We start from the raw sequence: 23,418 nt of genomic DNA on the forward strand, positions 1-23,418 counted from the left end.
AGCGATCGGTCCTGGAGCGTCGAAAGGCGCTCCAGGTCAACGGATTTAGCGAACTTTTGCTCATACTCAACCCGAACAGGGGAAAGGAAGTTACGTGCTAGACGTCAACTTCTTCGATGAACTCCGGATCGGCCTGGCGACCGCCGAAGACATTCGTAACTGGTCTTTCGGCGAGGTCAAGAAGCCGGAGACCATCAACTACCGCACGCTGAAGCCGGAGAAGGACGGCCTCTTCTGCGAGAAGATCTTCGGTCCCACCCGGGACTGGGAGTGCTACTGCGGTAAGTACAAGCGCGTCCGCTTCAAGGGCATCATCTGCGAGCGCTGTGGTGTCGAGGTGACGCGTGCCAAGGTGCGTCGTGAGCGCATGGGCCACATCGAGCTGGCCGCGCCGGTCACCCACATCTGGTACTTCAAGGGCGTGCCGTCGCGCCTGGGCTACCTGCTCGACCTCGCGCCGAAGGATCTGGAAAAGATCATCTACTTCGCCGCGTACGTCATTACCGCCGTGGACGACGAGCTCCGCCACAACGAGCTCTCCACCCTCGAAGCGGAGATGGAGGTCGAGAAGAAGAACGTCGCCGACCAGCGTGACGCCGACCTGGAGGCCCGCGCCCAGAAGCTCGAGGCCGACCTGGCCGAGCTCGAGGCCGAGGGTGCCAAGTCCGACGTGCGCCGCAAGGTGAAGGACGGCGGCGAGCGCGAAATGCGTCAGCTGCGCGACCGCGCCCAGCGTGAGCTGGACCGGCTCGACGAGATCTGGTCGACCTTCACCAAGCTGTCGCCGAAGCAGCTCATCGTGGACGAGGTCCTCTACCGCGAGCTGCAGGACCGCTACGGCGAGTACTTCACCGGCTGCATGGGCGCCGAGGCGATCCAGAAGCTGATGGAGACCTTCGACATCGCGGCCGAGGCCGAGAACCTGCGCGAGATCATTCGTACGGGCAAGGGCCAGAAGAAGCTGCGCGCGCTGAAGCGTCTGAAGGTCGTGGCCGCGTTCCAGACCAACGGCAACTCGCCGATGGGCATGGTCCTCGACGCCGTGCCGGTGATCCCGCCGGAGCTGCGCCCGATGGTGCAGCTGGACGGTGGCCGCTTCGCGACCTCCGACCTGAACGACCTGTACCGCCGCGTCATCAACCGCAACAACCGGTTGAAGCGACTGATCGACCTCGGTGCCCCGGAGATCATCGTCAACAACGAGAAGCGCATGCTTCAGGAGTCCGTTGACGCGCTGTTCGACAACGGCCGTCGCGGCCGTCCGGTCACCGGTCCGGGTAACCGCCCGCTGAAGTCGCTGAGCGATCTGCTCAAGGGCAAGCAGGGTCGTTTCCGTCAGAACCTGCTCGGCAAGCGTGTCGACTACTCCGGCCGTTCGGTCATCGTGGTCGGTCCGCAGCTGAAGCTGCACCAGTGTGGTCTGCCCAAGCTGATGGCGCTCGAGCTGTTCAAGCCGTTCGTCATGAAGCGTCTGGTGGATCTGAACCACGCGCAGAACATCAAGTCCGCCAAGCGGATGGTCGAGCGTCAGCGCCCGCAGGTGTGGGACGTCCTCGAAGAGGTCATCTCCGAGCACCCCGTGCTGCTGAACCGTGCGCCCACCCTGCACCGCCTGGGTATCCAGGCGTTCGAGCCGCAGCTGGTCGAAGGTAAGGCCATTCAGCTGCACCCGCTCGTGTGTGAGGCGTTCAACGCCGACTTCGACGGTGACCAGATGGCCGTGCACCTGCCGCTGTCGGCGGAGGCGCAGGCCGAGGCCCGCATCCTGATGCTGTCCTCGAACAACATCCTGTCGCCGGCGTCGGGTCGTCCGCTCGCCATGCCGCGTCTGGACATGGTGACCGGTCTGTACTACCTGACCCGCCTGGAAGAGGGCGCGAAGGGCGAGTACCGCGAGGCCACCAAGGACGAGGCCGAGTTCGGCGTCTACTCCTCGCCCGCCGAGGCGCAGATGGCCGTCGACCGCGGTGAGCTCACCGTGCGTTCGCTGATCAAGGTCCGCCTGACCAACCAGCGCCCGCAGCGCGAGGTCGAGGCCGAGCTGTTCCCGGACGGCTGGCAGCGTGGCGACGCGTGGATCACCAAGACCACGCTGGGCCGCGTCATCTTCAACGAGCTGCTCCCGGCGGACTACGCGTTCATCGACGAGCCCATGCCGAAGAAGCGTCAGGCAGCGATCATCAACGATCTCGCCGAGCGCTACCCGATGATCGTCGTCGCGCAGACCGTCGACAAGCTGAAGGACGCGGGCTTCTACTGGGCCACCCGTTCCGGTGTCACCGTCTCCATGTCGGACGTGCTCGTTCCGCCGGAGAAGGCGGAGATCATGGAGCGCTACGAGGCGCAGTCGGATCAGATCGAGAAGAAGTACCAGCGTGGTGCGCTCGATCACCAGGAGCGCAACAACGCCCTGGTCAAGATCTGGCAGGAAGCGACCGAAGAGGTCGGTAAGGCGCTGCGCGCGCACTACCCGGCCGACAACCCGATCATCACGATCGTCGACTCGGGCGCGACCGGTAACTTCACCCAGACTCGTACCCTCGCCGGTATGAAGGGTCTGGTTACCAACCCGAAGGGTGAGTTCATCCCGCGGCCGATCAAGTCCTCCTTCCGTGAGGGCCTGACCGTTCTCGAGTACTTCATCAACACCCACGGTGCGCGAAAGGGTCTGGCCGACACCGCGCTTCGCACCGCCGACTCGGGTTACCTGACCCGTCGTCTGGTGGACGTGTCGCAGGACGTCATCGTGCGCGAGACCGACTGTGGCACCGAACGCGGCATCGTCGTCCCGATCGCGGAGAAGCAGGCCGACGGCACCATCATTCGTGATGCGCACGTCGAAACCTCCACCTACGCACGCACTCTCGCGGCGGACGCCGTGGACGCGAACGGCAACGTGGTGGTCGAGAAGGGTCACGACCTGGGCGACCCCGCCCTGGAGGCGCTGCTCGAGGCCGGCATCACCGAGGTGAAGGTCCGCTCCGTGCTGACCTGCACCACCGGCACCGGCGTCTGCGCCACCTGCTACGGCCGTTCCATGGCGACCGGCAAGCTGGTCGACATCGGTGAGGCCGTCGGTATCGTCGCCGCCCAGTCCATCGGTGAGCCGGGTACCCAGCTGACCATGCGTACCTTCCACCAGGGTGGTGTCGCGGGTGACGACATCACGGGTGGTCTGCCCCGAGTCCAGGAGCTCTTCGAAGCTCGTGTGCCCAAGGGCAAGGCCCCCATCGCCGAGGTCTCCGGCCGCGTGCGCCTGGAGGACGACGACCGCTTCTACAAGATCACCATCATTCCGGACGACGGTTCGGACGAGGTGCTCTACGACAAGCTGTCGAAGCGTCAGCGTCTGCGGGTGTTCAAGCACGAGGACGGCACCGAGCGTCTGCTCGCCGACGGCGACCACGTGGATGTCGGTCAGCAGCTCCTCGAGGGCTCGGCCGATCCGCACGAGGTGCTGCGCGTGATGGGCCCGCGTCAGGTGCAGATCCACCTGGTCCACGAGGTCCAGGAGGTGTACCGGTCGCAGGGTGTGTCCATCCACGACAAGCACATCGAGGTGATCGTCCGCCAGATGCTGCGCCGCGTCACCATCATCGATTCGGGTGCGACCGAGTTCCTCCCGGGTTCGCTGGTGGAGCGCGCCGAGTTCGAGTCCGCCAACCGCCGCGTGGTCGCGGAGGGTGGCGAGCCCGCCTCGGGTCGTCCGGTCCTCATGGGTATCACCAAGGCGTCGCTCGCGACCGATTCGTGGCTGTCGGCGGCCTCCTTCCAGGAGACCACCCGCGTGCTCACGGACGCCGCGATCAACTGCCGCTCCGACAAGCTGATCGGCCTGAAGGAGAACGTGATCATCGGTAAGCTCATCCCGGCCGGTACCGGTATCAACCGCTACCGGAACATCCAGGTGCAGCCCACCGAGGAAGCCCGTCAGGCCGCGTACGCGGTGCCGTCCTACGACGACACCTACTACACCCCGGACGGCTTCGGCACCACCACCGGTGCCGCGGTTCCGCTGGACGACTACGGCTTCAGCGACTACCGGTAAACGGTTGAGCTGAAACCGAATCGCCCCCGCTCCTTCCCGGAGCGGGGGCGATTGTCGTTCATGGGAGCAACATCGGAGTTATCCTGGCGGCAAAGCCGTGACGCCCTGTGCCGGAGGAGTTGGCATGCCTGCTCATCGTCGTGCGTTCGCCGCCCTGCTGTGTGGAATCGCCGTATCGGGAGCGACTGCCGGTGCCGCCGCGGCCGAACCCGCGAAAGACGCACTGGGAGGGTGCTTTCGGGCGGACACGCTCACCGGGCAGATGGTGGCGGGAACCGGGAGTGCGGGGCAGACGGTGCGGCGGCAGCTGGGATTGTGGGAGTGCCGGAGTTCGCTGCTGCCGGGGATCGACTCGGCACAGTTCTCGGCGGAGGTGCCGTGGCTGAGCTTCGGGACGCTGTCGTCGGGGCGGTTCGCCTGGTCGGACGGGAGCGTCAGCGCGGCGGTGGGGCATCCCAATGGCCTGTGGACGCTCACGTCGGGACCGGGAAGCGGGCACACGATCGTCTTGAACACCGATCCCGTGTCCACGGGGGATTGGTACTACACCAGCGGAAGCCGGCCTGTCAGTTCGGCGACGTTCCTGGAGTAGACAGCGAATCGGCGTAGGCGAGCGCGGCGTCGATGGCCGCTTGGCCGCCGGACATATTGAAGCCCACGATGCCGCCGATGATGGTGCCCAGGACGGTGGTGATGGGCACCGTGAAGATGTCGAAGACGAAAAGCCCTGCGGGGAAACCGATCAGGAAGCCGAGCACCGCGCCGAGGGCCGCGCCGCCGAGAATGCCGGGGACGGTGGCGGCGGCCGCGTCGAAGAAGCGCTGCTGGGCATTGATGTCGCGCAGGGGAGCGGGGGACCCGCCGATGGGGGTGAGGGTCAGGCGGCGACCGCCGTCGCCGATCTCGGGGGTGAGCTGGAGGGACTTGCCCGCCACATCGTATTGCAGTGGGACGGTGGTGATTTCGAGGCCGGCGTCATCGGTGACCAGGACGGCCCGGCCGTCCCAGGTGGCGAGGAAGCGGCCCGCCTGCAGGGTGCTCACCGTGGAGCGGTAGTCGTCGGTGACGGCGGACTGGAAGCCGATGCCGTGATCGGTGCCGGTGATCCGGAGCGACGACTGCGGGGTGGACTCCGTGGGGGCCGGTGCGGCTGCGGCGGGAGTGGCCGCGATCGTCGTCGCCGCTGCCAGGCAGAGCAGAACCGGCGCAATGGTTTTGGTCGTGCCCATGGAAATGCCCCCTCGTGTGCTGGGCGCGCGGCCCGGAGTATCCGGACGAACGTACCCAGACGCGCCGCGGGAGGGGAATTCCCGCGGCGGAGATGGGATGGGGGTTACAGCGCGGGTGCGAGCGGCATAGCTCGGCGATTGCCGTGGTCAGCGGCCCTGCGGTTGCGGAAGGGCGTCGAAGGCGGGGCGGATGGCGTCGGAGGCGCCGGGGACCATCGATTCGGCGTAGGCGAGCGCGGCTTCGACGGCCTCATCGCCGCCGCTCTGCTGCAAGCCGATGGCGCCGCCCACGATCGCACCCACCACGGTGGTGATCGGGATGGTGATGAAGTCGAAGATGAACAGGCCCGCGGGGAAGCCGATCAGAAAGCCGAGGGCCGCGCCGATGGCCGCGCCGCCCGCCACCGCGGGGAGGTTGGCCTGGACCACGTCGAAGAAGCGCTGCTGGGCATTGATGTCGCGCAGCGCCACCGGGGACTCGGCGACCGGGGTGAGGGTGAGGCGGCGACCGCTGTCGGTGATCGACGGGGTGATCTCGAGGGTCTTGCCGGCGACATCGTATTTCAGGGGGACGGTGGCGATCTCGAGGCCGGAGTCGTCGGTGACCAGGACCGCCTGGCCGTCGAAGGTGGCGAGGAAGCGTCCGGCCTGCAGGGTGCCGACGGCGGCCCGGTAGTCCTCGCTGAGGGCGGCCACGAAACCGACGCCGTGATCGGTGCCGTCGATCCGGAGGGGAGATTGCTGACCGACCGGCGCGGGTTCGGCCGTGGCGGTGGTGGCCGCGATCGTGGTGGCCGCTGCCAGGCAGAAGAGAACCGGCGCAATGGTTTTGGTCATGCCCATGGAGTTGTCCCTCGCGTTGCGGGGCCGCACGGCCCGAAGTATCCGGACGAAAGTTACCCGGGCCACTGCGATAGCGGAACCCTCTCGGCACATCTGGGCCGAGGATTAGGGGGCTTGCCAGGTGTCCGGGGCGGGACTAGGGGTTTCTCACAGTCGTCCCCGGTCCGCCTGCGTGGTTATTGCTCCGCGTGCGCGGCGGTTTCGGGTTCGCCGAGGCGGACGGCCACCACACCGATGAGAATCAGTGCGCCGCCGAGCAGTTGGATCGAGCGGGGTGCTTCACCCAGCAGGGCCCAGGCGAACAGGACGGCGGCGAGCACCTCGGTGAGTGCGGCGAAGGAGGCCATGCGGGAGCCGAGCAGGCGGGCCGCGACGATGCCGGAGGCGTAGGCCAGGGCGGCGGTCACCGTGCCGAGCACGAAAACGACCGCCCACCACGGCGTGGTGAAGTCTTCGAATGCGACGGGATTCGCGGTGGCGTGCATGGGCACGATCCCGACCGCGCCCGCCGCCAGCAGGGTGAGCCCGCCGACGAGCAGGCCGCCCGCCGCCAGGACGGTGCCGGGAATCGTGCCCTCACCCTTGGCGGAGAGCACGAAATAGGCTGCCGCGCCGACCATTGCGCCCAGCGCCCACAGCATGCCGATGCCATTGGTGCTGACGCCCGACGTCACATCCAGCACGAGCACCAGGCCGATCAACCCGAGCAGTCCGCCCGCGATGGTGGCCGCGCCGGGACGCTGCCGGTGCCGCAGCCACATCCAGCCCACGACCGCGATGGGCGCGGTGTATTCGACCAGCAGGGCGACGCCGACCTGTAGGTGGGCGACCGCGTTGAAATAGGCGAGCTGCGTACCGGCGACCGGCACGACGCCGTACGCGAGGATCAGGGAAGCATTGCGGCGCAGCACATCCCAGTCGCCGCGCAGCTGTACGAGGGCGAAGGGCAGCAGTACCGCCGCGCCCACCAGCACGCGCACCGCGACCACGGCCGCCGGACTCCAGCCGGCGTTCATGAGCCCGCGGGCCAGCGCCCCGGAAAGCCCGAACGACGACGCGGACACCACCGCGATGATCAATCCGGTTCGCAACCGTCCCCGCACCGCGGTGTCATGAGTCATTGTCGCCATGACTAATGACGCTAAGACCGTATGTGTAATATGTCAACATGACTTTTGCTCATGACACCGAAGCGGCCATGGCCGCCGCGGTGGAGCTGGTGAACTCGGCCGAGGATCCGGACACTCTGACCGAGATCGACCAACTGGCCGAGTTTTTCGTCAGGCACGGCTACACCGGCGCGCACGCCCGCGATGCCCGCGAGCTCACCGAGGTCCGCGCCACCCGGGCGCCGCTGCGCCGCCTGCTGCTCAGTGATCGCGATACGGCGGTCGATCTGGTGAACGAGATCCTGCGCAGGCATCGCGCCGTCCCCCAGCTGGTTTCGCACGACCATCTCGGCTACCACATCCACGCCGTCCCCCCGGAGGCGCCGCTGGCGGTGCGCATCGAGGTCGAAACCGCCATGGCCATGATCGACCTGATCCGCGCCGACGAACTCAGCCGCCTCGCCGTCTGTGCCGACGACGCCTGCGAGGGCATCGTTCTGGACCTGTCCCGCAACAGGTCTCGCCGTTACTGCTCGACCGCCTGCGGCAATCGCAATGCCGTGGCGGCCTATCGGGCCCGCAACCGGTCCTGAAGGCCGTCCAGCAGCGTGTCCAGCCCGAACTGGAAGCTGCTCTCGGGCGCCGCGTTGTAGTCGGTGCCCGCCGCGCGTTCGATGCGCGTACGCAGGCGCGGGTATTGCATGGCGATCTCGGTGGCCTCCGACATCGCTTGCGCCAGTTGGGCTTCCGGATCCGCCCCGGTGCGCCCGAGGCGCCGGTTGAGCGAGACGTTCGCCGCCGCGCCCGCGGCATTGCCGAGCACGAACATGAAGACCGTGGCGACCGCCCGATCGGCTTCCGCCTCGTCGAATCCGGCCTGCTCGTAGATCTCCAGCGCGCGATCGTCGTGCCGAGACTTGTTGGGGCCGTAGACCAGATATCCGGATTGCACCTGAATGATCCAAGGATGCCGGCTGATCATGGCGTACATGCTCGCGGCCATGGCCTCGGCCGCGTCGCGCCAGCTCTGGCCCGGTTCGGGTAGTTCGATCTCGCCCCACACCTCGTCGGTGGCCAGCCGCACCAGATTGTCCTTGTTCTTGACGTGCCAGTACATGGCGGTCGCGGCGGCGTCGAGGCGCTTGCCCAGGCTGCGCATGTTCAGGCCGTCGAGTCCCTCCTCGTCGAGCAGGGCGATGGCGGCGCTGACGATCTGTTCGCGGGTGAGCGTGTCGCGGGGCATGGCCCCACCCTAGGTGCTCACCTGCGACTTTCACAAAGTTCAAGAAATCTCTTGCACTTAGTTCAAGCCGCGATGTACGTTCTTCTTGCACTTAGTTCAAGAGAGTCGCGGGCAGCGGCTCACCAGCAGGGAGATTCGCAATGAACACCGTCATCGCCACCGTCGAACTGGTCGCCGCCGCCGCATTCCTGAGCATGCCGCTGGTGCGCAATCGCTTCGGCGCCGCCGCCATGGACGAGGCCGAGAACGAGCTGGCCCGCCAGGGCGTGCGCACCACGGCCCTGCGCGAGAACGGCATGCGCTTCGACGCCAGCGGCCACGAGTGGTGGGCTCCCGGCGGCATCGCCACGCTGCTGCTGGTCATGGCCGGGCTCAACCTGGCCGGCTTCGACTGGATGCGCCCGGTGAACTGGGCGGTCATGGCCCTGTTGCTGCTGGCCAATTCGGTCATCGTCTACAGCAATCTGACCGCCGTGCGGTCCGTTCAGGCCGCCTTCGCCAAGAAGAACGATCCCGAACTCGCCCGCATCGATGTGCCGGCGCTCATCCAGGTCGCGGAATCCGGCTTCCCCGACTGGGTTTGGACGCTCCAGAAGATCCGCAACACCCTCGTCTTCGCCGGTTCACTGCTCGGTCTGCTCGTGCTGGCCTTCGCGTAATTCGCTGTTCCCGGTAATCCGGCGACTGAGCGGGTATCCCGGTTCGGTGCTAGCGTGCCCGTGCGCTAAGAGTTGAATCCGGGGGTCACCGAGAGTTATGACAATGCGAATGCCAGCGGCCCTGCGCCCCTACGATGTGGTTCTGATCGGCGGCGGGATCATGAGCGCCACGCTCGGTATTCTGCTCAAACATCTCGAACCGAGCTGGTCCATCGCGGTGTACGAGCGGCTGCCCGAGCTCGGCGCGGAGGCGTCGGCGGCCTGGAACAATGCGGGCACCGGCCATTCCGGACTCTGTGAACTCAACTACACCACCGAAAATCCGGACGGCTCCCTCGATATCACGACCGCCGCCGCCGTCAACGAGCAATTTCAGCTGAGCCGGCAATTGTGGGCCGCCCTCGTGGAAGCCGGAATTCTCGGCAAGCCAACGAGTTTCATCAATCCGGTGCCCCATATGACGCTGGTCCAGGGCATCGAGGATTCCCAGTTTCTGCGGCACCGGCACGAAAAGCTTTCCGAGCACCCGCTTTTCGCGTCCATGCGGTTCAGCTCCGCCGCCAAGACCATCGAGGAGTGGGCCCCGCTGGTGGCCCGTGGCCGCCTGCCCTCGGAATGGCTGGCCGCCACCCGCGACATCACCGGCAGCGACGTCGATTTCGGCGCGCTCACCCGGCAGATGTTCACCTATCTCGAAACCGCCGGTGTCTCGGTGCATCTGCGCAACGAGGTGCGCGGCCTGCGCCAGAACAACGACGGCTCCTGGCAATTGCGCATCCACCACCACACCGACAACGACCGGATCACCCATCGGGTCGACGCCCGCTTCGTGTTCGCGGGCGCGGGCGGCTGGGCGCTCAAGCTCCTGCAGAACGCCGGACTGCCGGAGGTGCAGGGGTATGGCCTGCTGCCGGTGAGCGGACGCTTCCTGCGCTGTGACAACCCCGAACTGGTCGACCTGCACGACGCCAAGGTGTACGGCCGCGCCCCCGCCGGCGCGCCGCCGATGTCCATGCCGCACTTGGACACTCGCCTCGTGGACGGTCGCCGCAGCATCCTGTTCGGACCCTTCCCGGGCATCAATCCCCGCTTCCTGAAACATGGTTCGATCCTGGACGCCCCGGGTGCCCTGCGCCCGAACAATATCGGCCCCCTGGCGTCGATGCTGAAGGGCAATACCTCCCTGGCCTGGCTGCTGGCCTCCCAGGTGGCCTCCACCCGCCGCAAGAAGTTCGCCGCCCTGCGCGAATTCGCCCCCGACGCCCGCACCGCCGACTGGGTCATGATCACCGCCGGTCAGCGCGCCCAGATCGTGAAACCCGATCCCGTCCGCGGCGGCGTCCTCCAATTCGGCACCGAAGTGGTTGCCGCCCAAGACGGTTCGATAGCCGCGGTGCTGGGGGCGTCCCCGGGTGCGTCGACCGCCCCGGCCATCCTCCTCGAGGTCCTGGAACGCTGCTTCCCTCGCTACCGCACGCTCTGGGCCCCGCGCCTGCGCGAGTTGATGCCCACCCTCGGTATGAGCCTGGGTGCCGACCCCCGCCTGGCCCGCTACACCCTCGCCCGCACCGCCGAAGCCCTGGGCCTGGCGGCACCCGAGCCCAGCGCCTGAAGGGGGTTCGGGGCCTTGCCCCCAAATCTCCCTCGCCCGCGTGCCGACGGCGCGCGTATGGACAACCCTGCCGACTCTCGGTATGAAACATAGAACACGTTTCAATTTTGCGGGGCGACGGGAGTCGAGATGGATATTGCCACCATGGGTGACCTGGTGATGGAGGGCTTCAAGAAGCTGGGCTTCATCCAGTTCGCCGGAATCGAGGCGGTCGAGTTCGCCGTCGGACGCAATGTCGTGCGCATGGCCGCCCGCCCGGAGCATCTCAATCACAATGGCGACCTGCACGCCGCCGTGCTCTTCGGCCTCGCCGAAACCGCGGCCATGGGCGCGTCCGTGTCCGGCATCGTCGACCTGATGGGCGAGACCTTCATCGTCGCCCGGGACGGCCGCATCGAATACCTGGCGCGTGCCAAGGGCGAGGCGGGTCCGTTCCTCGCCACCTCGGAGCTGTCGGCGGAGACCATCGAGAAGGTTCGCGCCGACATCCAGGCCCACACCGAGATCGAGCTCGCGGTGCCGGTGACCATTACCGACGACACCGGAAAGGCCGTAGCCGCAGCCACTTTCACCGCTGTCATGCGGCCCCGTCGCAAGTAGGGGTTCAGTGTTCGCTGTCGAGCATTGCCATCTGCTCGGCGGCGTACCGCGAACCGGCCACCTGCCCGGCGGGCACGGCCGCCTCGATGGCCGCCAGCTCCCCCTCCGACAGCCGGATATCCACCGCGCCAACGGCTTCGGCCCAGCGTTCCGGGCGGCGTGCGCCGATGACCGGCACGATGTCCGCGCCCCGCGACAGCGCCCAGGCGATGGCCAGCTGGGCCACGCTCACCTCGTGTTCGGCCGCGATCCGCGCCAGCGCCTCCACCAATCGCAGGTTGGCCGTGAGGTTCTCGCCCTGGAAGCGCGGGCTGTGCGCGCGGAAATCATTGGCGGCGAACGCCTGTCCATTCCGCAGCGAATCACTGAGCAGCCCCCGCGACAGCACCCCGTACGCGGTGATGCCGATACCCAGTTCCCGTGCGGTGGGCAGGATTTCGTCTTCGATGCCGCGCGAGATCAGCGAGTACTCGATTTGCAGATCGGCGATCGGATGCACGGCCGCGGCCCGGCGCAGGGTCTCCGCGCCGACCTCGGACAATCCGATGTGCCGCACGTATCCCGCCTGCACCAGCTCCGCGAGAGCGCCGACGGTCTCCTCGATCGGCACGGCCGGATCCAGCCGCGCGGGCCGATAGATGTCGATGTAGTCGGTGCCCAGCCGCTGCAGTGAGTACGCGAGGAAATTGCGGATGGCCGCGGGCCGGGTGTCCACGCCGCCGAAGCTGTGGTCCGGTCCGCGCAGTGCCCCGAACTTCACGCTGAGCAGCACATCCTCCCGTTTGCGGTCGGTGAGTGCGGTGCGGATGAGCGACTCGTTGTGCCCCATCCCGTAGAAGTCGCCGGTGTCGATGAGGTTCGCCCCCGAGTCGATGGCCGCGTGCACGGTCGCGATCGAGGTGGCGTCGTCGGACGAGCCGTACATGCCCGACATGCCCATGGCCCCGAGCCCGATACGGGAGACGACCGGTCCGGTCTTGCCGAGCTGAACCTGTGTGAGTGTCTTGGTCATGGCTTCGAGCCTGCGCGCCACATCGGGGGACCGGGAGAGGACGTCTTATCGGAGGATCGCCGATCCCTCGTTATGCCGTCGCGTACTACTCCAGTTCGTGCGGCGATGTCGTCAGCGCAACCGGGCAGGTTCGCCGGAGATCTTCCGGTCAAGCGCAGCGGGGGACTGACAACCCCTGGATAACCGTCCCACCGCGCGCGAGAGTGGACCCGTGGACCGAACCGAACTCGCGGACTTTCTGCGCCGCCGCCGTGAACAGCTGCAACCGGTCGCCGTCGGCCTGTCGGCCGGTGCGCGCCGGCGTACCCCCGGCTTGCGCCGCGACGAGGTGGCGCTGCTGGCGGGCATGTCGACCGACTACTACACGCGCCTCGAGCAGGCTCGCGGTCCGCGCCCGTCCACCCAGGTGCTGGCCGCGCTGGCCCGAGCCCTGCGGCTGACCGACGGCGAACGCGACCACCTCTATCACCTGACCGGCCATCAACCGCCCGCGCGCGGCGGCGATACGCATGTGACCCCGGGCCTGCTGCACGTGCTCACCAAACTGGACGACACTCCCGCCTGCGTGATCTCCGACCTCGGGGAAATCCTGGTGCAGAACCGGATTCACGCCCTGCTGTTCCAGGACTACACGCACCTGCGCGGCCTGGACCGCTGTGTGCCGTGGCTGTGGTTCACCGAGCCGCACCGCCGCGACCGCTTCCCGGAAGCCGACCGGGATGCCTTGAGCCGCAAGCATGTTGCCGATCTGCGTGCCACCGCCGCCCGCCGGTCGGGGGATTCCGACATCACCGAGCTCGTCGCCCGATTGCGCACGGCCAGTGCGGAATTCGACCAGCTGTGGCACGAGCACGAGGTCGGCACCGGCGCGGAACTGGTGAAACGCGTACTCCATCCGGAAGTCGGCCTGCTGGAACTGATCTGCGACCCGCTGGTCACACCCAGCGCCACCCGGCACCTGCTCGTCTACTACCCCAAGCCCGGCAGCGACACCCAGGACAAGCTGGATCTGCTGCGGGTCATCGGCACCCAGACCCTCACCGGCTCGTGAAATCCCTACTCGCCCTGCGGATGCCCGGTCGCGGTGGCGCTGCCGGGGGCCTCCGGGTTCTCTGATCGCACCAGCCGACGCGCCACCCAAATGGCCGCGAGCGCGGCAATGGCCGCCGCTCCGGCCGCCGTCTGGAACCAGAGGCCCGCGGCGGGATCCACCTCGGTGAGCATGCTCCCGTCGTCGTTTTGTGAATTGCGGACGATGGCTGCGCTGGTCACCACGATCAGCGTCATGACCAGGAGCAGCCCGGCGGCGATCGAACCGCGCAGGCGGGAACGTGCGCCGTCGAAGCCGCCGCCGCCGACCAGCGGTGCGGAGGCCAGTGCGGCGCCGACGGCGATCAGCACCAGCGGCACGCCGAGCACGTTCAGCCCGGTCGAGCCGCCGTAGTCGAACCAGGCGGTGAAATGATCCACCGGAGTCATACGCAGGCTGACCAGATCGAGTCGCCCGCTGTCCGCGAGCCCCTGCTGCCAGTCCTCGGATGCCTTCATGATCCGGAGTGTCAGCAGGGGCGCCAGCGAACCGAGTCCCGCCGTGACCGCGCCGGTCAGTAGGCAGACGCTACCGAGTCGATCTTCCGATAGCCGCTGTGCCGGTGTATCGCTGCCGGCATGTGGCACAGCGGATTCCGTTCCCCCCGGATACATACCCTCAGAACTTCCGTTTTCGTGGTTTCAGATGCAGTCCCGGCAGTGGCGGCGCGGGAATCCGCTGGTCCGGTGTGTGCCCGGCGATGTCGGCGAAGCGGTCGAGATCGTGGTTCTCCCAGTCGGTACGGGCGGATTCGATCTCTTCGTGACTGCGTGCCACGAAATTCCACCACATCACCAGGTCTTCGCCGAAGGGCTCGCCGCCCACCAGGAGCACGTGCGCACCCGCGGTGCTGGACAGCGGCAGCTCGGCACGATCGGAGCCGAGGTAGAACAGGCTGCCGGGCGTCACCGGGACGCCGTCGGCGGCAATCTCGCCGTCGATCACCAGGAGTGCGTGCTCGAACTCCGGATTCATCGGCAGCGACAGTCCGGCTCCCGCCGAAATGCGAAGGTCCGCACCGACAATCGGGGTGTACGCCGTGGCGGGTGAGGTCACGCCGCCCAGCGATCCGATCAGTACGGTTCCGCGCAGTCCGGGCAGCTCGAATTCCGGAAGATCCCGATGCTGTTCGAAATGCGGTGCGACATCCCGGCTTTCATCCGGCAGTGCGACCCACAGCTGCAATCCGTGTCCGGAGGCGTGTCCCGGCACCCGGTACTCCGAATGCGCGATCCCGTGCCCGGAGGTCATGATGTTCAGTTGCCCCGGCCAGATCTCCACATCCGAGCCGACGCTGTCGCGATGCCGGATGCGGCCGTCCAAAGGCCAAGTGACCGTTTGCAATCCGATGTGCGGGTGCGGATCGATATCGTGCCCCTGCGGTTTCGACGGTCCGCTGGAACCGAAATGGTCCAGGAAGCACCACGCGCCCACGGTCGGCAGATCGCGTTGCGGCAGCGACCGGTGCACGGTCACCCCGCGCACCCCGCCGAGTGGAACCTCGCGCGCGGGAAAGAATTCCGCGCGCGGCCCGGGTCGCCCGGAGCATTCGCACAGCGATTCCTCCGGCCGCGACTCCAGGTCGCTCATCGTTTGATGCCTTTGCCGACGACGTGCTCGTCGTAATCGGGGTGCTTGTCGAGCCAGCCTTTGATGAACGGGCAGCGCGGCACGATGACGCGCCCGCGCGCGATCACGTCGTCGATGGCGTCCTGTGCCAGCTTGTTGCCGAGACCTTTGCCGCTGAACGCGCCGTCCACCTCGGTGTGGATGAAGACGGTGTCGTTGTCGCGCTCGCGGTACTCGCTGAAGCCGGCGAGCGAGTTCCCGTACCAGACCTCGTACCGGTGTTGCTCATCGTTCCGAACGACGGTGGCCACCAATGCCTGTTCGCTCATTGGTCAGTTCTCCTTCCGCACCCGCACCGGATGTTTGCTCAGGATCGACACGCGATTGAACGCGCCGATCGTGGTCGCGGCCCAGATCAGGACAGACATCTGGTCATCCGACAAATGTTGCCGCGCAGCAGCATACTCACGCTCCAGGATCGTTTCCCCGGGAAGCGTGGTTACCGCTTCGGCGAGTGTGAGGGCCGCTTGCTGCTGTTCGGTATAGAGCTCGGGGGACCGGCGCCAGGCGTCCAGGACGGCGAGTTGCTGTGCGGTGACTCCGGCTTCCCGCGCGAGCCGCACATGCAGATCGAGGCAGAACGCGCAGGTATTGAGCTGTGAGACGCGCACATTCACCAATTCCATGACCGCGCGGTCCAGATCGGCGGTGGCGGCGGCATTGCGGATGGTCAGTGCGACGCTGTTGAGCGCGTGAAAGATTTCAGGATGCTGTTTGTCGAGCCAAATCCGGTCGTGATCATGAGACCCCATAGTGGAGGCATCGTAAGCACAGAAGTTGAAGCGTGCCCTCCGGTATGAATATTTCGGGCATAACCGGCGTGCCCGTGCTGTTCAGAGCAATCATGAGCGGCACCACCACCGTCGAGGCGAGCGTGCGCACCCGTGTGCGCATCCCGCTGACCTTCGCCGACGGCTACTCGACCACCGCGCACGCGGTCACCTTCGACGGACTCGCCGACGGACGCGAACACCTCGCCCTGGTCCTCGGCGAACCCGGGGCAACACCGCTGGTCCGCCTGCATTCGGAGTGTCTCACCGGGGATGTGTTCGGCTCCGCGCGCTGCGACTGCGGGCCGCAACTGCGCGAAGCCGTCGAACGCATCACCGAGGCCGGCGGCGTACTGCTGTACCTGCGCCAGGAAGGCCGCGACATCGGGCTCTACAACAAGCTCGACGCCTACGCCCTCCAGGATTCCGGCCTCGACACCTACCAGGCCAATACCGCCCTCGGCCTCCCCGAGGACGCCCGCGACTACACCGCCGCCGCCCAGATGCTCGGTGCACTCGGCATCGGCGAACTCGACCTGCTCACCAACAACCCCGACAAGGCGCGGCAGCTCGACGCCCTCGGCGTGCGCGTGCGCCACACCCTCCCCACCGGCGTCCACGCAACCCCGAACAACCTCCGCTACCTCCGCGCGAAGGCCGAGCACACCGGCCACACGATCGACCTAGCCGGTTGAGGGGTGAGGAAGGGGAACGGGGGCTGAGCCCCCGGACCCCCATAGGGCTGCGCCCGGCTCTTGGCTGCGCCTGAGCCCTTTGGGCTTTTGCTCGTTCAGCGCGAGAGGCCCGCACGGAACTCGTGCGGGCCTCTCGCTTTTGAATTGTGTCCCAGTGTTATTCGCGGCCGGCCGAGGTGAAGTTCATGTCGGCGTAGCGGTTTCCGGTGACCTGGGCGGCGATCGGTTCCAGGGTGGCGAGTTCTTCGGCGGTCAGGACGATCGTTGCGGCGGCGACGTTTTCGGCCAGGCGGTTCGGGCTGCGGGTGCCGGGGATGGGGACGACCGGGACGTTGTGGACGGTGGCGCGGGCGTGTACCCAGGCCAGGGCGACCTGCGCGGGGGTGAGGCCGCGCGCCTGGGCGATGGAATGCAGTGGTGCGAGCAGTTCCTCGTTGCGGGCCACATTGTCGTCGGCCCAGCGCGGCATGTGCTTGCGCACGTCGCCGTCGGACAGTCCGGCGGTGGCGGTGGCCGAACCCGTCAGGAAGCCGCGCCCCAGTGGCGAATACGGCACGAAGGTGACGCCGAGTTCGGCGGCGGCCGGAACCACGCCGTTCTCCACGTCGCGGGAGAACAGCGACCACTCCGACTGGACGGCCGCGATCGGGTACACCTCGTGCGCCGCCCGCAGTTCGGCGCCGGTCACCTCGGACAGGCCGATCTGCCGAATTTTGCCCTGCCGCACCAGATCCGCCAGCACCGCGACGGTGTCCTCGACCGGCACGCCCGGCTGCTTGCGGTGCATGTAGTACAGATCGATGACATCGATGCCGAGCCGCGACAGGCTGGCGTCCACCGCCTGTCGAATGTAGCCGGGGGAGTTGTCGATTCCGCGATAGGTCGGATCGTCCTGCTTGCGCACGATGCCGAATTTCGTTGCCAGCACCACGTTCTCGCGATTCGCCCGCACGAATTCGCCGAGGAACGTCTCATTGTGCCCGTCGCCGTACATGTCGGCGGTGTCGAACAGCGTCACACCGAGTTCGAGTGCCTTGTCCAGCGTGGCCCGCGCCGAGGTGGCGTCTGTCGGCCCGTAGAACTCGCTGATGCCCATGGCCCCGTACCCCTGCGCGCCGACCTCGACGCCGGCATTGCCGAGGGCGGTGACGGGAAGAATCTGCGTGGTGGTCATGCCTGAATCCCTTCGCTAGCGCGCCTTTTTCGACACGGTCCGCCAGTCGGCCGCCGGATTGCCCTCGTACAGGGCGATCTTGCAGTCGAGCACGGCCACTGTGTTCTGCAGTTCCTCGATCTGGGCGAGCACCTCTTCGCGGGTCCGCCGGAACATCTCGAGCCGCTGCGGGTACGTGGCATCCCCGGCACGTACCAGCTCCGCGTACCGCACCATGTCGGCCACCGACATGCCGGTCCGCCGCAGCTTCCCGATCAGCTCCAGCCAATCCAGGTCCCGGTCGCTGAACCGCCGCTGCCCGGTGTGATCCCGGCCCACGTAGTCCATCAACCCGATCCGCTCGTACCAGCGCAGCGTGTCGCGGGTGAGCCCGCACCGCTCGGAGACCTCTCCGATCGAGTACCGCGGCCGCTCGTAGTCGGCCCCGCGAACCACTTCCCGCTGCGCTGGAACGCCCACTGATCTCGCCCTTCCGTGTGGAACATCGACGACGCTAGTCACCTGGAGTGCACTCCAAGCAAGCTCGATTCTGCCGAACCCGCTAGTGCCGCGCCGCGCCGAGCTGCTTCGGCAGCCCGAACGCGACCGCGAAGGACGCCACGGTGAGCAGCACCGCCACCCCGGTGACCGTCCGCATCGCGCCGAGCGCCACCTCGGGCCCGTCGCCGATCGCGAATCCGCTGAAGAAGACCGTCCCCAGCGCGGCCACGCCGAGCGCCGCCGCGCCCTGCTGGAAGGACTCCAACAGCCCTGAGGCCGAACCGATCTCGTGATCTTCCAGTTCGCCCACGATGATCCCGAACAGCGGCACGAAGATCAGCCCCATACCGAGTCCGTAGCCCAGCAGGGCGGGCGCCAGCGCCGCCGGTGTGGGCGCGACGGTGCCGCCGAATTGGACGAACAGCGCGAGCAGTCCGGCCGTCATGCCCGCCAGACCCAGATGCAGCACACCGCGCCCCAGCTTGGGCGCCAGCGCCGCGCTCAGCCCGGAACCGAGGAAGGCGCCGACCGCCCAGGGCGCCATGGTCAGGCTGGCCCGCAGTGCGCCGTAGCCGAGGCCCATCTGCAGGAAAAGCCCGACGGCCAGCGAGAATCCGCCGATCCCGCCGAAGAACACGGTGACGAAAACAATGCCCGAGGTGTACGAGCGCTTCGCGAAGACGCCCAGCTCGACCAGCGCGACGCGGCCACTGCGCGAGCGCCGCACCTGATCGGCGGCGAACAGGGCCAGCACCGGAATCGAGGCGGTCAGCATGGCCATCGTCCACCACGGCCAGCCCAGCTCCCGGCCCTCCACCAGCGGGTACAGCAGCAGCGCCATGCCGGAACCGGCCACGAGCGCGCCGCGCAGGTCGAGGGTCAGTCCGGGCAGCGGTTGCGCGGCCGGCAGGATCCACGCCCCGAGCGCCAGTGCGACGATCCCGAGCGGCAGGTTCATCAGGAAGATGGCGCGCCATCCGGTGCCGAGCAGATCGGCGTCGACGAGCAGCCCGGCCACGATCGGCCCCGCGATGGTGGCGACCCCGATGAGCGGGCCGAAAGCCGCATAGGCTTTGCCGAATTCGCGTCCGAACAGGTCGCGGATGAGGCCGAAGCACTGCGGCACCATCACCGCGGCGAACAGCCCCTGGGCGACCCGTCCGATCAGCAGCAGCTCGATCGTGGTGGCGAGTCCGCACAGGATCGAGGCGACGAGGAATCCGGTCAGCCCGATCAGCAGGACCCGCTTGCGGCCGAACATGTCGCCGAGCCGGCCGCCGGTGAGCAGTCCGATGGCCATGGCGAGGGTGTATCCGGCGCTGAGCCACTGCACGGTCGCGACCGAGCCGCCGAGATCGTTGCGGATGGCGGGGGCCGCGACGGTGACGATGGTGGCGTCCAGCAGGTTGAGCAGGGTGGCGGCCAGGATGGCGATCAGCCCGAGCCAGCGTCGTGGCACCGCCGATTCGATTGTGGCGGTGGGGTTCTCGGCGGGCGGGCGTTCGACTGCGAGTGTCACGGTGGTCTCCCGGAAGCTCTGGATCTCAAGAACGGAATGTTTCGTTCCGTTCTGATTGAAACAGAATAATTCGTTCCGTTCAAGACTGGAACAGATCATTCCGTTCTGATACAGTGAGTGACATGCGGCCGATCGGGCCGCGCATCTCGAAGGGAAGAACTCATGTACCTCGTTGTCGGCGCCACCGCTCACTTCGGCCGCGACACTGTCGACGCCCTGCACGCCGCCGGCCTGCCGGTGCGCGGGCTGACCCGGCAGCCGGAGTCCGCGGGCCTGCCCGCGGGCGTCGCGGTGGCGGGAGACCTCACCTCGGAAGAGTCTCTGGTGCAAGCGCTTTCGGGCGTCGAAGCGATCTTCCTGGTGCTGCAGTACGGAATGGACGTGGCGCCCCTGCTGGCCGCCGCGCAGCGGACGGGCGTGCGGCGCATCGTATTCCTGTCCTCGGGCGCGGTGGTCGACGGTGACGAGCCGCAGCCCGACGTCATCGCCGAATACCACCGGGCGGTGGAGCGGGCCGTCGAGGCGTCCGGCATCGAATGGACGTTCCTGCGCCTGCTCTTCCCGGCCATCAACTCGCTGACCTTCGCCATGCAGCTGGCGGGCGGCGACGTGATCCGGGCCGCGTACGGAGCGGCCGCGGCATCGGTTGTGCACGAGAAGGATGTGGCCGCGGTCGCCGTGGCGGTGCTGGCCGGCGGGCACGCCGGGCAGATCTACAACCTCACCGGGCCGGATTCGCTCACCCAGGTGCAGCAGGTCGAGATCCTCGGGCAGGTGCTGGGCCGCCCGCTCACCTTCGAGGAACTCGACGACGCCCCGGTGCGGGAGCAGATGGCGCAGTTCATGGATCCCGCGTTCATCAATGCCCTGTTCGATCTGATGGCCGTGACGGTCGGCAAGCCCGCCGAGGTCAACGATGTCGTCGAGCGGCTCACCGGCCGGGCCCCGCGCGGCTACGCCGAATGGGTGGCCGACCACCTCGCCGATTTCTCCTGATCGATCGACGCGGCACGGGCGCAACGGCATTCGCGTCACACCGGGCCGTCGGCGCCCATGACGCCTATTGGACGCTGGCGGCGCAGCCGTCCTTGAACCGCGCATGGCCGGAGCGAATGCGGAGGTACGCCTACCCTGGGGGCATGTCCAAGGAAATCGATCGGCAGCGGGCTCGCACGGCGCTGGAGACGATCAAGGAACAGCCGGTCATCGCCGCCATCGCGGCGCTGCCGGTGCTGGCGATAGTGATCGTGGTGGGCGTGGTGACGAACTGGTTCGTCGCCCTGCTGCTGCTCATCGCCTTCGGCGGCTTCGTGGCGTGGAAGGGCAAGCTCTTCGGCTGAGTCCGGCCTAGCGCGGCACGTGGAATCTCACGAGATCTCCCGTGCCCGGGTCGGCGCTTGCCCAGGGCCGGTCGAATTCGATGACCGCGAGCGCCGAGGTGGGGAATTTGCGGCTCAGCTCCTCGGCGGCCGTGGAGCTGCGATTGCTCGCCAATTCCCATGCCGTCCACGGCATTCCGGGGGAGTGCCCGACCAAGAGCAGCGTCTGCACGGAATCATCGGTGAGCTGGATCATTTCGATGAGCGTGTGCGGAGACGCCTCGTAGATGGCCGATTCGAACGACACCGGGGCCTTGATGCCGGTGGCCTCCAGGGTCTCCCGGGTGCGGGTCGCGGTGGAGCAGAGCACCGCGTCGATGTCCGGCTGGGTCGCGCGCAGCCAATCGCCCGCCAGCCCGGCCTCGCGCAGTCCGCGCGGGGCCAGTGGCCGCTCGTGGTCACCCACTCCGTCCGGATAGCCGGATTTCCCATGCCGCATCAAGATGAGGGTTCGCGCCATGCGGGTTACGGTATTCGGCACGCCTGTGCCGAGAGGTGGCAACCCTCACACTCGAGGCACACTGAAGGTGACGTCACACCGGGGTGGCGAACTGCCCCGGAACGACACCTATATTAGAACGTGTTCTACCGACCCTGCTCGAACCCGAGCTGAGTAGCACCGCGACTGTTTCGAGGATCTGCGAGATATGGCCTATGTGATCACGCAGCGTTGTTGCAACGACGCCAGCTGCGTACCCGAGTGTCCGGTGGACTGCATTCGCCCCACTCCGGAGCAACGCGAGTTCGCCACCACCGAACAGCTCTACATCGACCCCGACACCTGCATCGACTGCGGTGCGTGCGTGGATGCCTGCCCGGTGGACGCCATCTTCTCCGAGGACGACCTGCTCGCCTCGCTGGGCCGGTTCCGCGACATCAATGCCGCCTACTTCCAACGGCATCCGCTGGAAACCAACTTCGACCCGCTGGTCGCCCCGAGCCGCGCGCCCAAGGAACTGGGCACGCTGCGGGTCGCCGTCATCGGTGCGGGCCCGGCCGCCTGCTATGCCGCCGAGGAACTGCTGCGCCGCGCCGATGTGGAGGTGGAGCTGTTCGATCGGCTACCCACCCCCTACGGCCTGGTGCGCGCCGGCGTTGCCCCCGACCATCCGGGCACCAAAGCCGTGGCGAACCTGTTCGAATCGGCCTTCCGGCGCGAGGCGCTGCAATACCGGCTGAATGTCGAAGTCGGCAAGCACATCTCGCACGCCGAACTCCTCGAACACCACCACGCGGTGGTCTACGCCGTGGGCGCGGCCACCGACCGCAAGCTCGGCGTGCCCGGCGAGGACCTGCCCGGCAGCTACTCCGCCACCGAATTCGTGGCCTGGTACAACGGGCACCCCGACTACGCGGACCGCGAATTCGACCTGTCCGGCGAACGCGCCGTCATCGTCGGCAACGGCAACGTCGCGCTGGACGTGGCCCGCGTGCTCACCGTCAGCCCGGACGAACTGGCCAAGACCGATATCGCCGACCACGCCCTGGACGCGCTGCGCCGCAGCAATATCCAGGAAGTGGTGGTGCTGGGTCGCCGCGGCCCGCTGCAGGCGGCCTACACCTCCTCGGAGTTCCTGGCGCTGGGGTACCTGAAGGGCGTCGACATCATCGTCGACCCGGAGGATCTCGTCCTCGACGCGGCCTCCCAGGCCGAGCTCGACTCCCCGGACGTGGAGCCGTCGCTGCAGCTCAAGTACACCCTCGCGCAGGAGTACGCGAACGGTTCACGCAATCCGGCCAACAAGCGGATCGTGTTCCGGTACCTGGTCTCCCCGACCGCCGTCACCGGCGACGGGAAGGCCGAAGCGGTCACCTACGTGCACAACGAACTCGTCGAGGAGAACGGGCGCACCATCGCCCGCGCCTCCGAGCGCACCGGGGTGCTCGACGCCTCGCTGGTGCTGCGGTCCATCGGCTACCGGGGTGAGCCCGTCGCCGACGTCCCGTTCGACGAGGCCAACGGCACCATCCCGAATGCGCAAGGGCGCGTGCTGCACCCGGACGGCGAACCGGTGCAGGGCGTGTACGTCTCCGGCTGGATCAAGCGCGGCCCGCGCGGCGTCATCGGCTCCAACCGGGTCGACTCGCAGGAGACCGTCGACAAGCTGATCGAGGACTTCACCCAGGGCAAACTGGCCGCGCCCCAGCGCAATCGCGCCGACCTCGACGCGCTGCTCGCCGAACGCCAGCCCGACCAGGTCGGCCGCGACGGCTGGAAGGCCATCGACCAGGCCGAGAAGACCGCGGGCAAGGCCGCAGGCCGCCCGCGCGTGAAGTTCACCAGCGTGGAGAACCTGCTCAAGGCCGCCAAGGGCTAGGCTGGTCCG

The 23,418-nt window shown here is 67.5% G+C and carries 24 protein-coding genes; 11 read left to right on the plus strand and 13 right to left on the minus strand.

Features of this window, described 5'->3' with window-relative positions:
• Positions 1 to 94 precede the first annotated feature (94 nt).
• Positions 95 to 4,048: a DNA-directed RNA polymerase subunit beta' gene (locus H0264_RS08860; RefSeq protein WP_181583513.1), complete on the plus strand. Its 3,954-nt coding sequence runs from the start codon at positions 95 to 97 to the stop codon at positions 4,046 to 4,048.
• Positions 4,049 to 4,172: 124 nt separating this feature from the next.
• On the plus strand, positions 4,173 to 4,640 hold the full coding sequence (locus H0264_RS08865; RefSeq protein ID WP_181583514.1) for a hypothetical protein: 468 nt from the start codon (positions 4,173 to 4,175) through the stop codon (positions 4,638 to 4,640).
• Here H0264_RS08865 and H0264_RS08870 read toward each other — a convergent pair.
• From H0264_RS08870 to H0264_RS08880, 3 genes are all read right to left on the minus strand, one after another.
• Positions 4,615 to 5,277: a DUF8020 domain-containing protein gene (locus tag H0264_RS08870; RefSeq protein WP_181583515.1), complete on the minus strand. Its 663-nt coding sequence runs from the start codon at positions 5,275 to 5,277 to the stop codon at positions 4,615 to 4,617. The two genes, H0264_RS08865 and H0264_RS08870, sit on opposite strands and share 26 nt — an antisense overlap.
• Positions 5,278 to 5,424: 147 nt before the next feature.
• Positions 5,425 to 6,120 carry a DUF8020 domain-containing protein gene (locus tag H0264_RS08875; protein ID WP_181583516.1) on the minus strand — a complete coding sequence of 232 codons (696 nt, stop codon included), beginning with the start codon at positions 6,118 to 6,120 and terminating at the stop codon, positions 5,425 to 5,427.
• Positions 6,121 to 6,296: 176 nt separating this feature from the next.
• Complete coding sequence (locus tag H0264_RS08880; RefSeq protein WP_181583517.1) at positions 6,297 to 7,250, minus strand: EamA family transporter; 954 nt, start codon at positions 7,248 to 7,250, stop codon at positions 6,297 to 6,299.
• 38 nt (positions 7,251 to 7,288) lie between these two features.
• On the opposite strand from H0264_RS08880, the gene H0264_RS08885 reads away from it, so the two are divergent.
• Positions 7,289 to 7,822, plus strand: a complete 534-nt coding sequence (locus tag H0264_RS08885; RefSeq protein WP_181583518.1) for a CGNR zinc finger domain-containing protein — start codon at positions 7,289 to 7,291, stop codon at positions 7,820 to 7,822.
• Here the strand turns inward: H0264_RS08885 and H0264_RS08890 are convergent.
• On the minus strand, positions 7,798 to 8,472 hold the full coding sequence (locus H0264_RS08890; protein ID WP_181583519.1) for a TetR/AcrR family transcriptional regulator C-terminal domain-containing protein: 675 nt from the start codon (positions 8,470 to 8,472) through the stop codon (positions 7,798 to 7,800). The genes H0264_RS08885 and H0264_RS08890 overlap by 25 nt on opposite strands.
• A 140-nt stretch (positions 8,473 to 8,612) precedes the next feature.
• Between H0264_RS08890 and H0264_RS08895 the strand changes: the two genes are divergently transcribed.
• The 3 genes from H0264_RS08895 to H0264_RS08905 all read left to right on the plus strand — a co-directional run bounded on the left by H0264_RS08895 (position 8,613) and on the right by H0264_RS08905 (position 11,343).
• A complete protein-coding gene (locus tag H0264_RS08895; protein ID WP_181583520.1) occupies positions 8,613 to 9,131 on the plus strand; it encodes a hypothetical protein in 519 nt (172 codons plus the stop codon).
• Positions 9,132 to 9,234: 103 nt separating this feature from the next.
• Complete coding sequence (gene mqo / locus H0264_RS08900) at positions 9,235 to 10,743, plus strand: malate dehydrogenase (quinone) (RefSeq protein WP_220139956.1); 1,509 nt, start codon at positions 9,235 to 9,237, stop codon at positions 10,741 to 10,743.
• A 129-nt stretch (positions 10,744 to 10,872) separates the two neighbouring features.
• A complete protein-coding gene (locus H0264_RS08905) occupies positions 10,873 to 11,343 on the plus strand; it encodes a PaaI family thioesterase (RefSeq protein ID WP_181583521.1) in 471 nt (156 codons plus the stop codon).
• A gap of 4 nt (positions 11,344 to 11,347) precedes the next feature.
• Here the strand turns inward: H0264_RS08905 and H0264_RS08910 are convergent, their stop codons facing one another.
• Positions 11,348 to 12,355 carry an aldo/keto reductase gene (locus H0264_RS08910; RefSeq protein ID WP_181583522.1) on the minus strand — a complete coding sequence of 336 codons (1,008 nt, stop codon included), beginning with the start codon at positions 12,353 to 12,355 and terminating at the stop codon, positions 11,348 to 11,350.
• Between the two features lie 211 nt (positions 12,356 to 12,566).
• Here H0264_RS08910 and H0264_RS08915 point away from each other — a divergent pair, with 211 nt between their 5' ends.
• Complete coding sequence (locus H0264_RS08915; protein WP_181583523.1) at positions 12,567 to 13,406, plus strand: helix-turn-helix transcriptional regulator; 840 nt, start codon at positions 12,567 to 12,569, stop codon at positions 13,404 to 13,406.
• A 5-nt stretch (positions 13,407 to 13,411) separates the two neighbouring features.
• Here H0264_RS08915 and H0264_RS08920 read toward each other — a convergent pair whose 3' ends face one another.
• The 4 genes from H0264_RS08920 to H0264_RS08935 form a co-directional block, all read right to left on the minus strand.
• Positions 13,412 to 13,903 carry a hypothetical protein gene (locus H0264_RS08920; RefSeq protein ID WP_181583524.1) on the minus strand — a complete coding sequence of 164 codons (492 nt, stop codon included), beginning with the start codon at positions 13,901 to 13,903 and terminating at the stop codon, positions 13,412 to 13,414.
• Between the two features lie 160 nt (positions 13,904 to 14,063).
• A complete protein-coding gene (locus H0264_RS08925; RefSeq protein WP_181583525.1) occupies positions 14,064 to 15,035 on the minus strand; it encodes a pirin family protein in 972 nt (323 codons plus the stop codon).
• On the minus strand, positions 15,032 to 15,343 hold the full coding sequence (locus tag H0264_RS08930) for a GNAT family N-acetyltransferase (RefSeq protein ID WP_181583526.1): 312 nt from the start codon (positions 15,341 to 15,343) through the stop codon (positions 15,032 to 15,034). The genes H0264_RS08925 and H0264_RS08930 overlap by 4 nt, the downstream gene beginning before the upstream one ends.
• Positions 15,344 to 15,346: 3 nt before the next feature.
• Complete coding sequence (locus H0264_RS08935) at positions 15,347 to 15,826, minus strand: carboxymuconolactone decarboxylase family protein (RefSeq protein WP_181583527.1); 480 nt, start codon at positions 15,824 to 15,826, stop codon at positions 15,347 to 15,349.
• A 92-nt stretch (positions 15,827 to 15,918) separates the two neighbouring features.
• Between H0264_RS08935 and H0264_RS08940 the strand changes: the two genes are divergently transcribed.
• Positions 15,919 to 16,539 carry a GTP cyclohydrolase II gene (locus H0264_RS08940; RefSeq protein ID WP_181583528.1) on the plus strand — a complete coding sequence of 207 codons (621 nt, stop codon included), beginning with the start codon at positions 15,919 to 15,921 and terminating at the stop codon, positions 16,537 to 16,539.
• A 157-nt stretch (positions 16,540 to 16,696) separates the two neighbouring features.
• Here the strand turns inward: H0264_RS08940 and H0264_RS08945 are convergent, their stop codons facing one another.
• From H0264_RS08945 to H0264_RS08955, 3 genes are all read right to left on the minus strand, one after another.
• A complete protein-coding gene (locus tag H0264_RS08945) occupies positions 16,697 to 17,713 on the minus strand; it encodes an aldo/keto reductase (protein WP_181583529.1) in 1,017 nt (338 codons plus the stop codon).
• Between the two features lie 15 nt (positions 17,714 to 17,728).
• Complete coding sequence (locus H0264_RS08950) at positions 17,729 to 18,172, minus strand: MerR family transcriptional regulator (RefSeq protein ID WP_231083439.1); 444 nt, start codon at positions 18,170 to 18,172, stop codon at positions 17,729 to 17,731.
• 82 nt (positions 18,173 to 18,254) lie between these two features.
• On the minus strand, positions 18,255 to 19,712 hold the full coding sequence (locus H0264_RS08955) for an MFS transporter (RefSeq protein ID WP_220139957.1): 1,458 nt from the start codon (positions 19,710 to 19,712) through the stop codon (positions 18,255 to 18,257).
• A 162-nt stretch (positions 19,713 to 19,874) separates the two neighbouring features.
• On the opposite strand from H0264_RS08955, the gene H0264_RS08960 reads away from it, so the two are divergent.
• Positions 19,875 to 20,708 (plus strand): NAD(P)H-binding protein, encoded by an 834-nt coding sequence (locus tag H0264_RS08960; RefSeq protein WP_181583531.1) that lies wholly within the window; start codon positions 19,875 to 19,877, stop codon positions 20,706 to 20,708.
• 143 nt (positions 20,709 to 20,851) lie between these two features.
• Positions 20,852 to 21,052, plus strand: a complete 201-nt coding sequence (locus H0264_RS08965; RefSeq protein ID WP_181583532.1) for a hypothetical protein — start codon at positions 20,852 to 20,854, stop codon at positions 21,050 to 21,052.
• Between the two features lie 7 nt (positions 21,053 to 21,059).
• On the opposite strand, the gene H0264_RS08970 is transcribed toward H0264_RS08965, so the two are convergent.
• Positions 21,060 to 21,551, minus strand: coding sequence for a SixA phosphatase family protein (locus H0264_RS08970; RefSeq protein WP_181583533.1), 492 nt, complete (start codon positions 21,549 to 21,551; stop codon positions 21,060 to 21,062).
• A 187-nt stretch (positions 21,552 to 21,738) separates the two neighbouring features.
• Between H0264_RS08970 and H0264_RS08975 the strand changes: the two genes are divergently transcribed.
• Positions 21,739 to 23,409 (plus strand): FAD-dependent oxidoreductase, encoded by a 1,671-nt coding sequence (locus H0264_RS08975; protein ID WP_181583534.1) that lies wholly within the window; start codon positions 21,739 to 21,741, stop codon positions 23,407 to 23,409.
• Positions 23,410 to 23,418 lie beyond the last annotated feature (9 nt).

Origin of the sequence: Nocardia huaxiensis (genome assembly GCF_013744875.1) — a bacterium.
GTDB lineage: Bacteria > Actinomycetota > Actinomycetes > Mycobacteriales > Mycobacteriaceae > Nocardia > Nocardia huaxiensis.

Excerpts from the sequence above, each read along its gene's own strand:
- H0264_RS08925 (WP_181583525.1), bottom strand. The coding sequence starts at position 15,035 with ATGAGCGACCTGGAGTCGCGGCCGGAGGAATCGCTGTGCGAATGCTCC.
- H0264_RS08945 (WP_181583529.1), bottom strand. The coding sequence starts at position 17,713 with ATGACCACCACGCAGATTCTTCCCGTCACCGCCCTCGGCAATGCCGGC.
- H0264_RS08935 (WP_181583527.1), bottom strand. The coding sequence starts at position 15,826 with ATGGGGTCTCATGATCACGACCGGATTTGGCTCGACAAACAGCATCCT.
- H0264_RS08880 (WP_181583517.1), bottom strand. The coding sequence starts at position 7,250 with ATGGCGACAATGACTCATGACACCGCGGTGCGGGGACGGTTGCGAACC.
- H0264_RS08930 (WP_181583526.1), bottom strand. The coding sequence starts at position 15,343 with ATGAGCGAACAGGCATTGGTGGCCACCGTCGTTCGGAACGATGAGCAA.
- H0264_RS08940 (WP_181583528.1), top strand. The coding sequence starts at position 15,919 with ATGAGCGGCACCACCACCGTCGAGGCGAGCGTGCGCACCCGTGTGCGC.
- H0264_RS08905 (WP_181583521.1), top strand. The coding sequence starts at position 10,873 with ATGGATATTGCCACCATGGGTGACCTGGTGATGGAGGGCTTCAAGAAG.
- H0264_RS08870 (WP_181583515.1), bottom strand. The coding sequence starts at position 5,277 with ATGGGCACGACCAAAACCATTGCGCCGGTTCTGCTCTGCCTGGCAGCG.
- H0264_RS08920 (WP_181583524.1), bottom strand. The coding sequence starts at position 13,903 with ATGAAGGCATCCGAGGACTGGCAGCAGGGGCTCGCGGACAGCGGGCGA.
- H0264_RS08975 (WP_181583534.1), top strand. The coding sequence starts at position 21,739 with ATGGCCTATGTGATCACGCAGCGTTGTTGCAACGACGCCAGCTGCGTA.
- H0264_RS08910 (WP_181583522.1), bottom strand. The coding sequence starts at position 12,355 with ATGACCAAGACACTCACACAGGTTCAGCTCGGCAAGACCGGACCGGTC.
- H0264_RS08885 (WP_181583518.1), top strand. The coding sequence starts at position 7,289 with ATGACTTTTGCTCATGACACCGAAGCGGCCATGGCCGCCGCGGTGGAG.
- H0264_RS08965 (WP_181583532.1), top strand. The coding sequence starts at position 20,852 with ATGTCCAAGGAAATCGATCGGCAGCGGGCTCGCACGGCGCTGGAGACG.
- H0264_RS08895 (WP_181583520.1), top strand. The coding sequence starts at position 8,613 with ATGAACACCGTCATCGCCACCGTCGAACTGGTCGCCGCCGCCGCATTC.
- H0264_RS08865 (WP_181583514.1), top strand. The coding sequence starts at position 4,173 with ATGCCTGCTCATCGTCGTGCGTTCGCCGCCCTGCTGTGTGGAATCGCC.
- H0264_RS08875 (WP_181583516.1), bottom strand. The coding sequence starts at position 6,120 with ATGGGCATGACCAAAACCATTGCGCCGGTTCTCTTCTGCCTGGCAGCG.
- H0264_RS08890 (WP_181583519.1), bottom strand. The coding sequence starts at position 8,472 with ATGCCCCGCGACACGCTCACCCGCGAACAGATCGTCAGCGCCGCCATC.
- H0264_RS08960 (WP_181583531.1), top strand. The coding sequence starts at position 19,875 with ATGTACCTCGTTGTCGGCGCCACCGCTCACTTCGGCCGCGACACTGTC.
- H0264_RS08970 (WP_181583533.1), bottom strand. The coding sequence starts at position 21,551 with ATGGCGCGAACCCTCATCTTGATGCGGCATGGGAAATCCGGCTATCCG.
- mqo (WP_220139956.1), top strand. The coding sequence starts at position 9,235 with ATGCGAATGCCAGCGGCCCTGCGCCCCTACGATGTGGTTCTGATCGGC.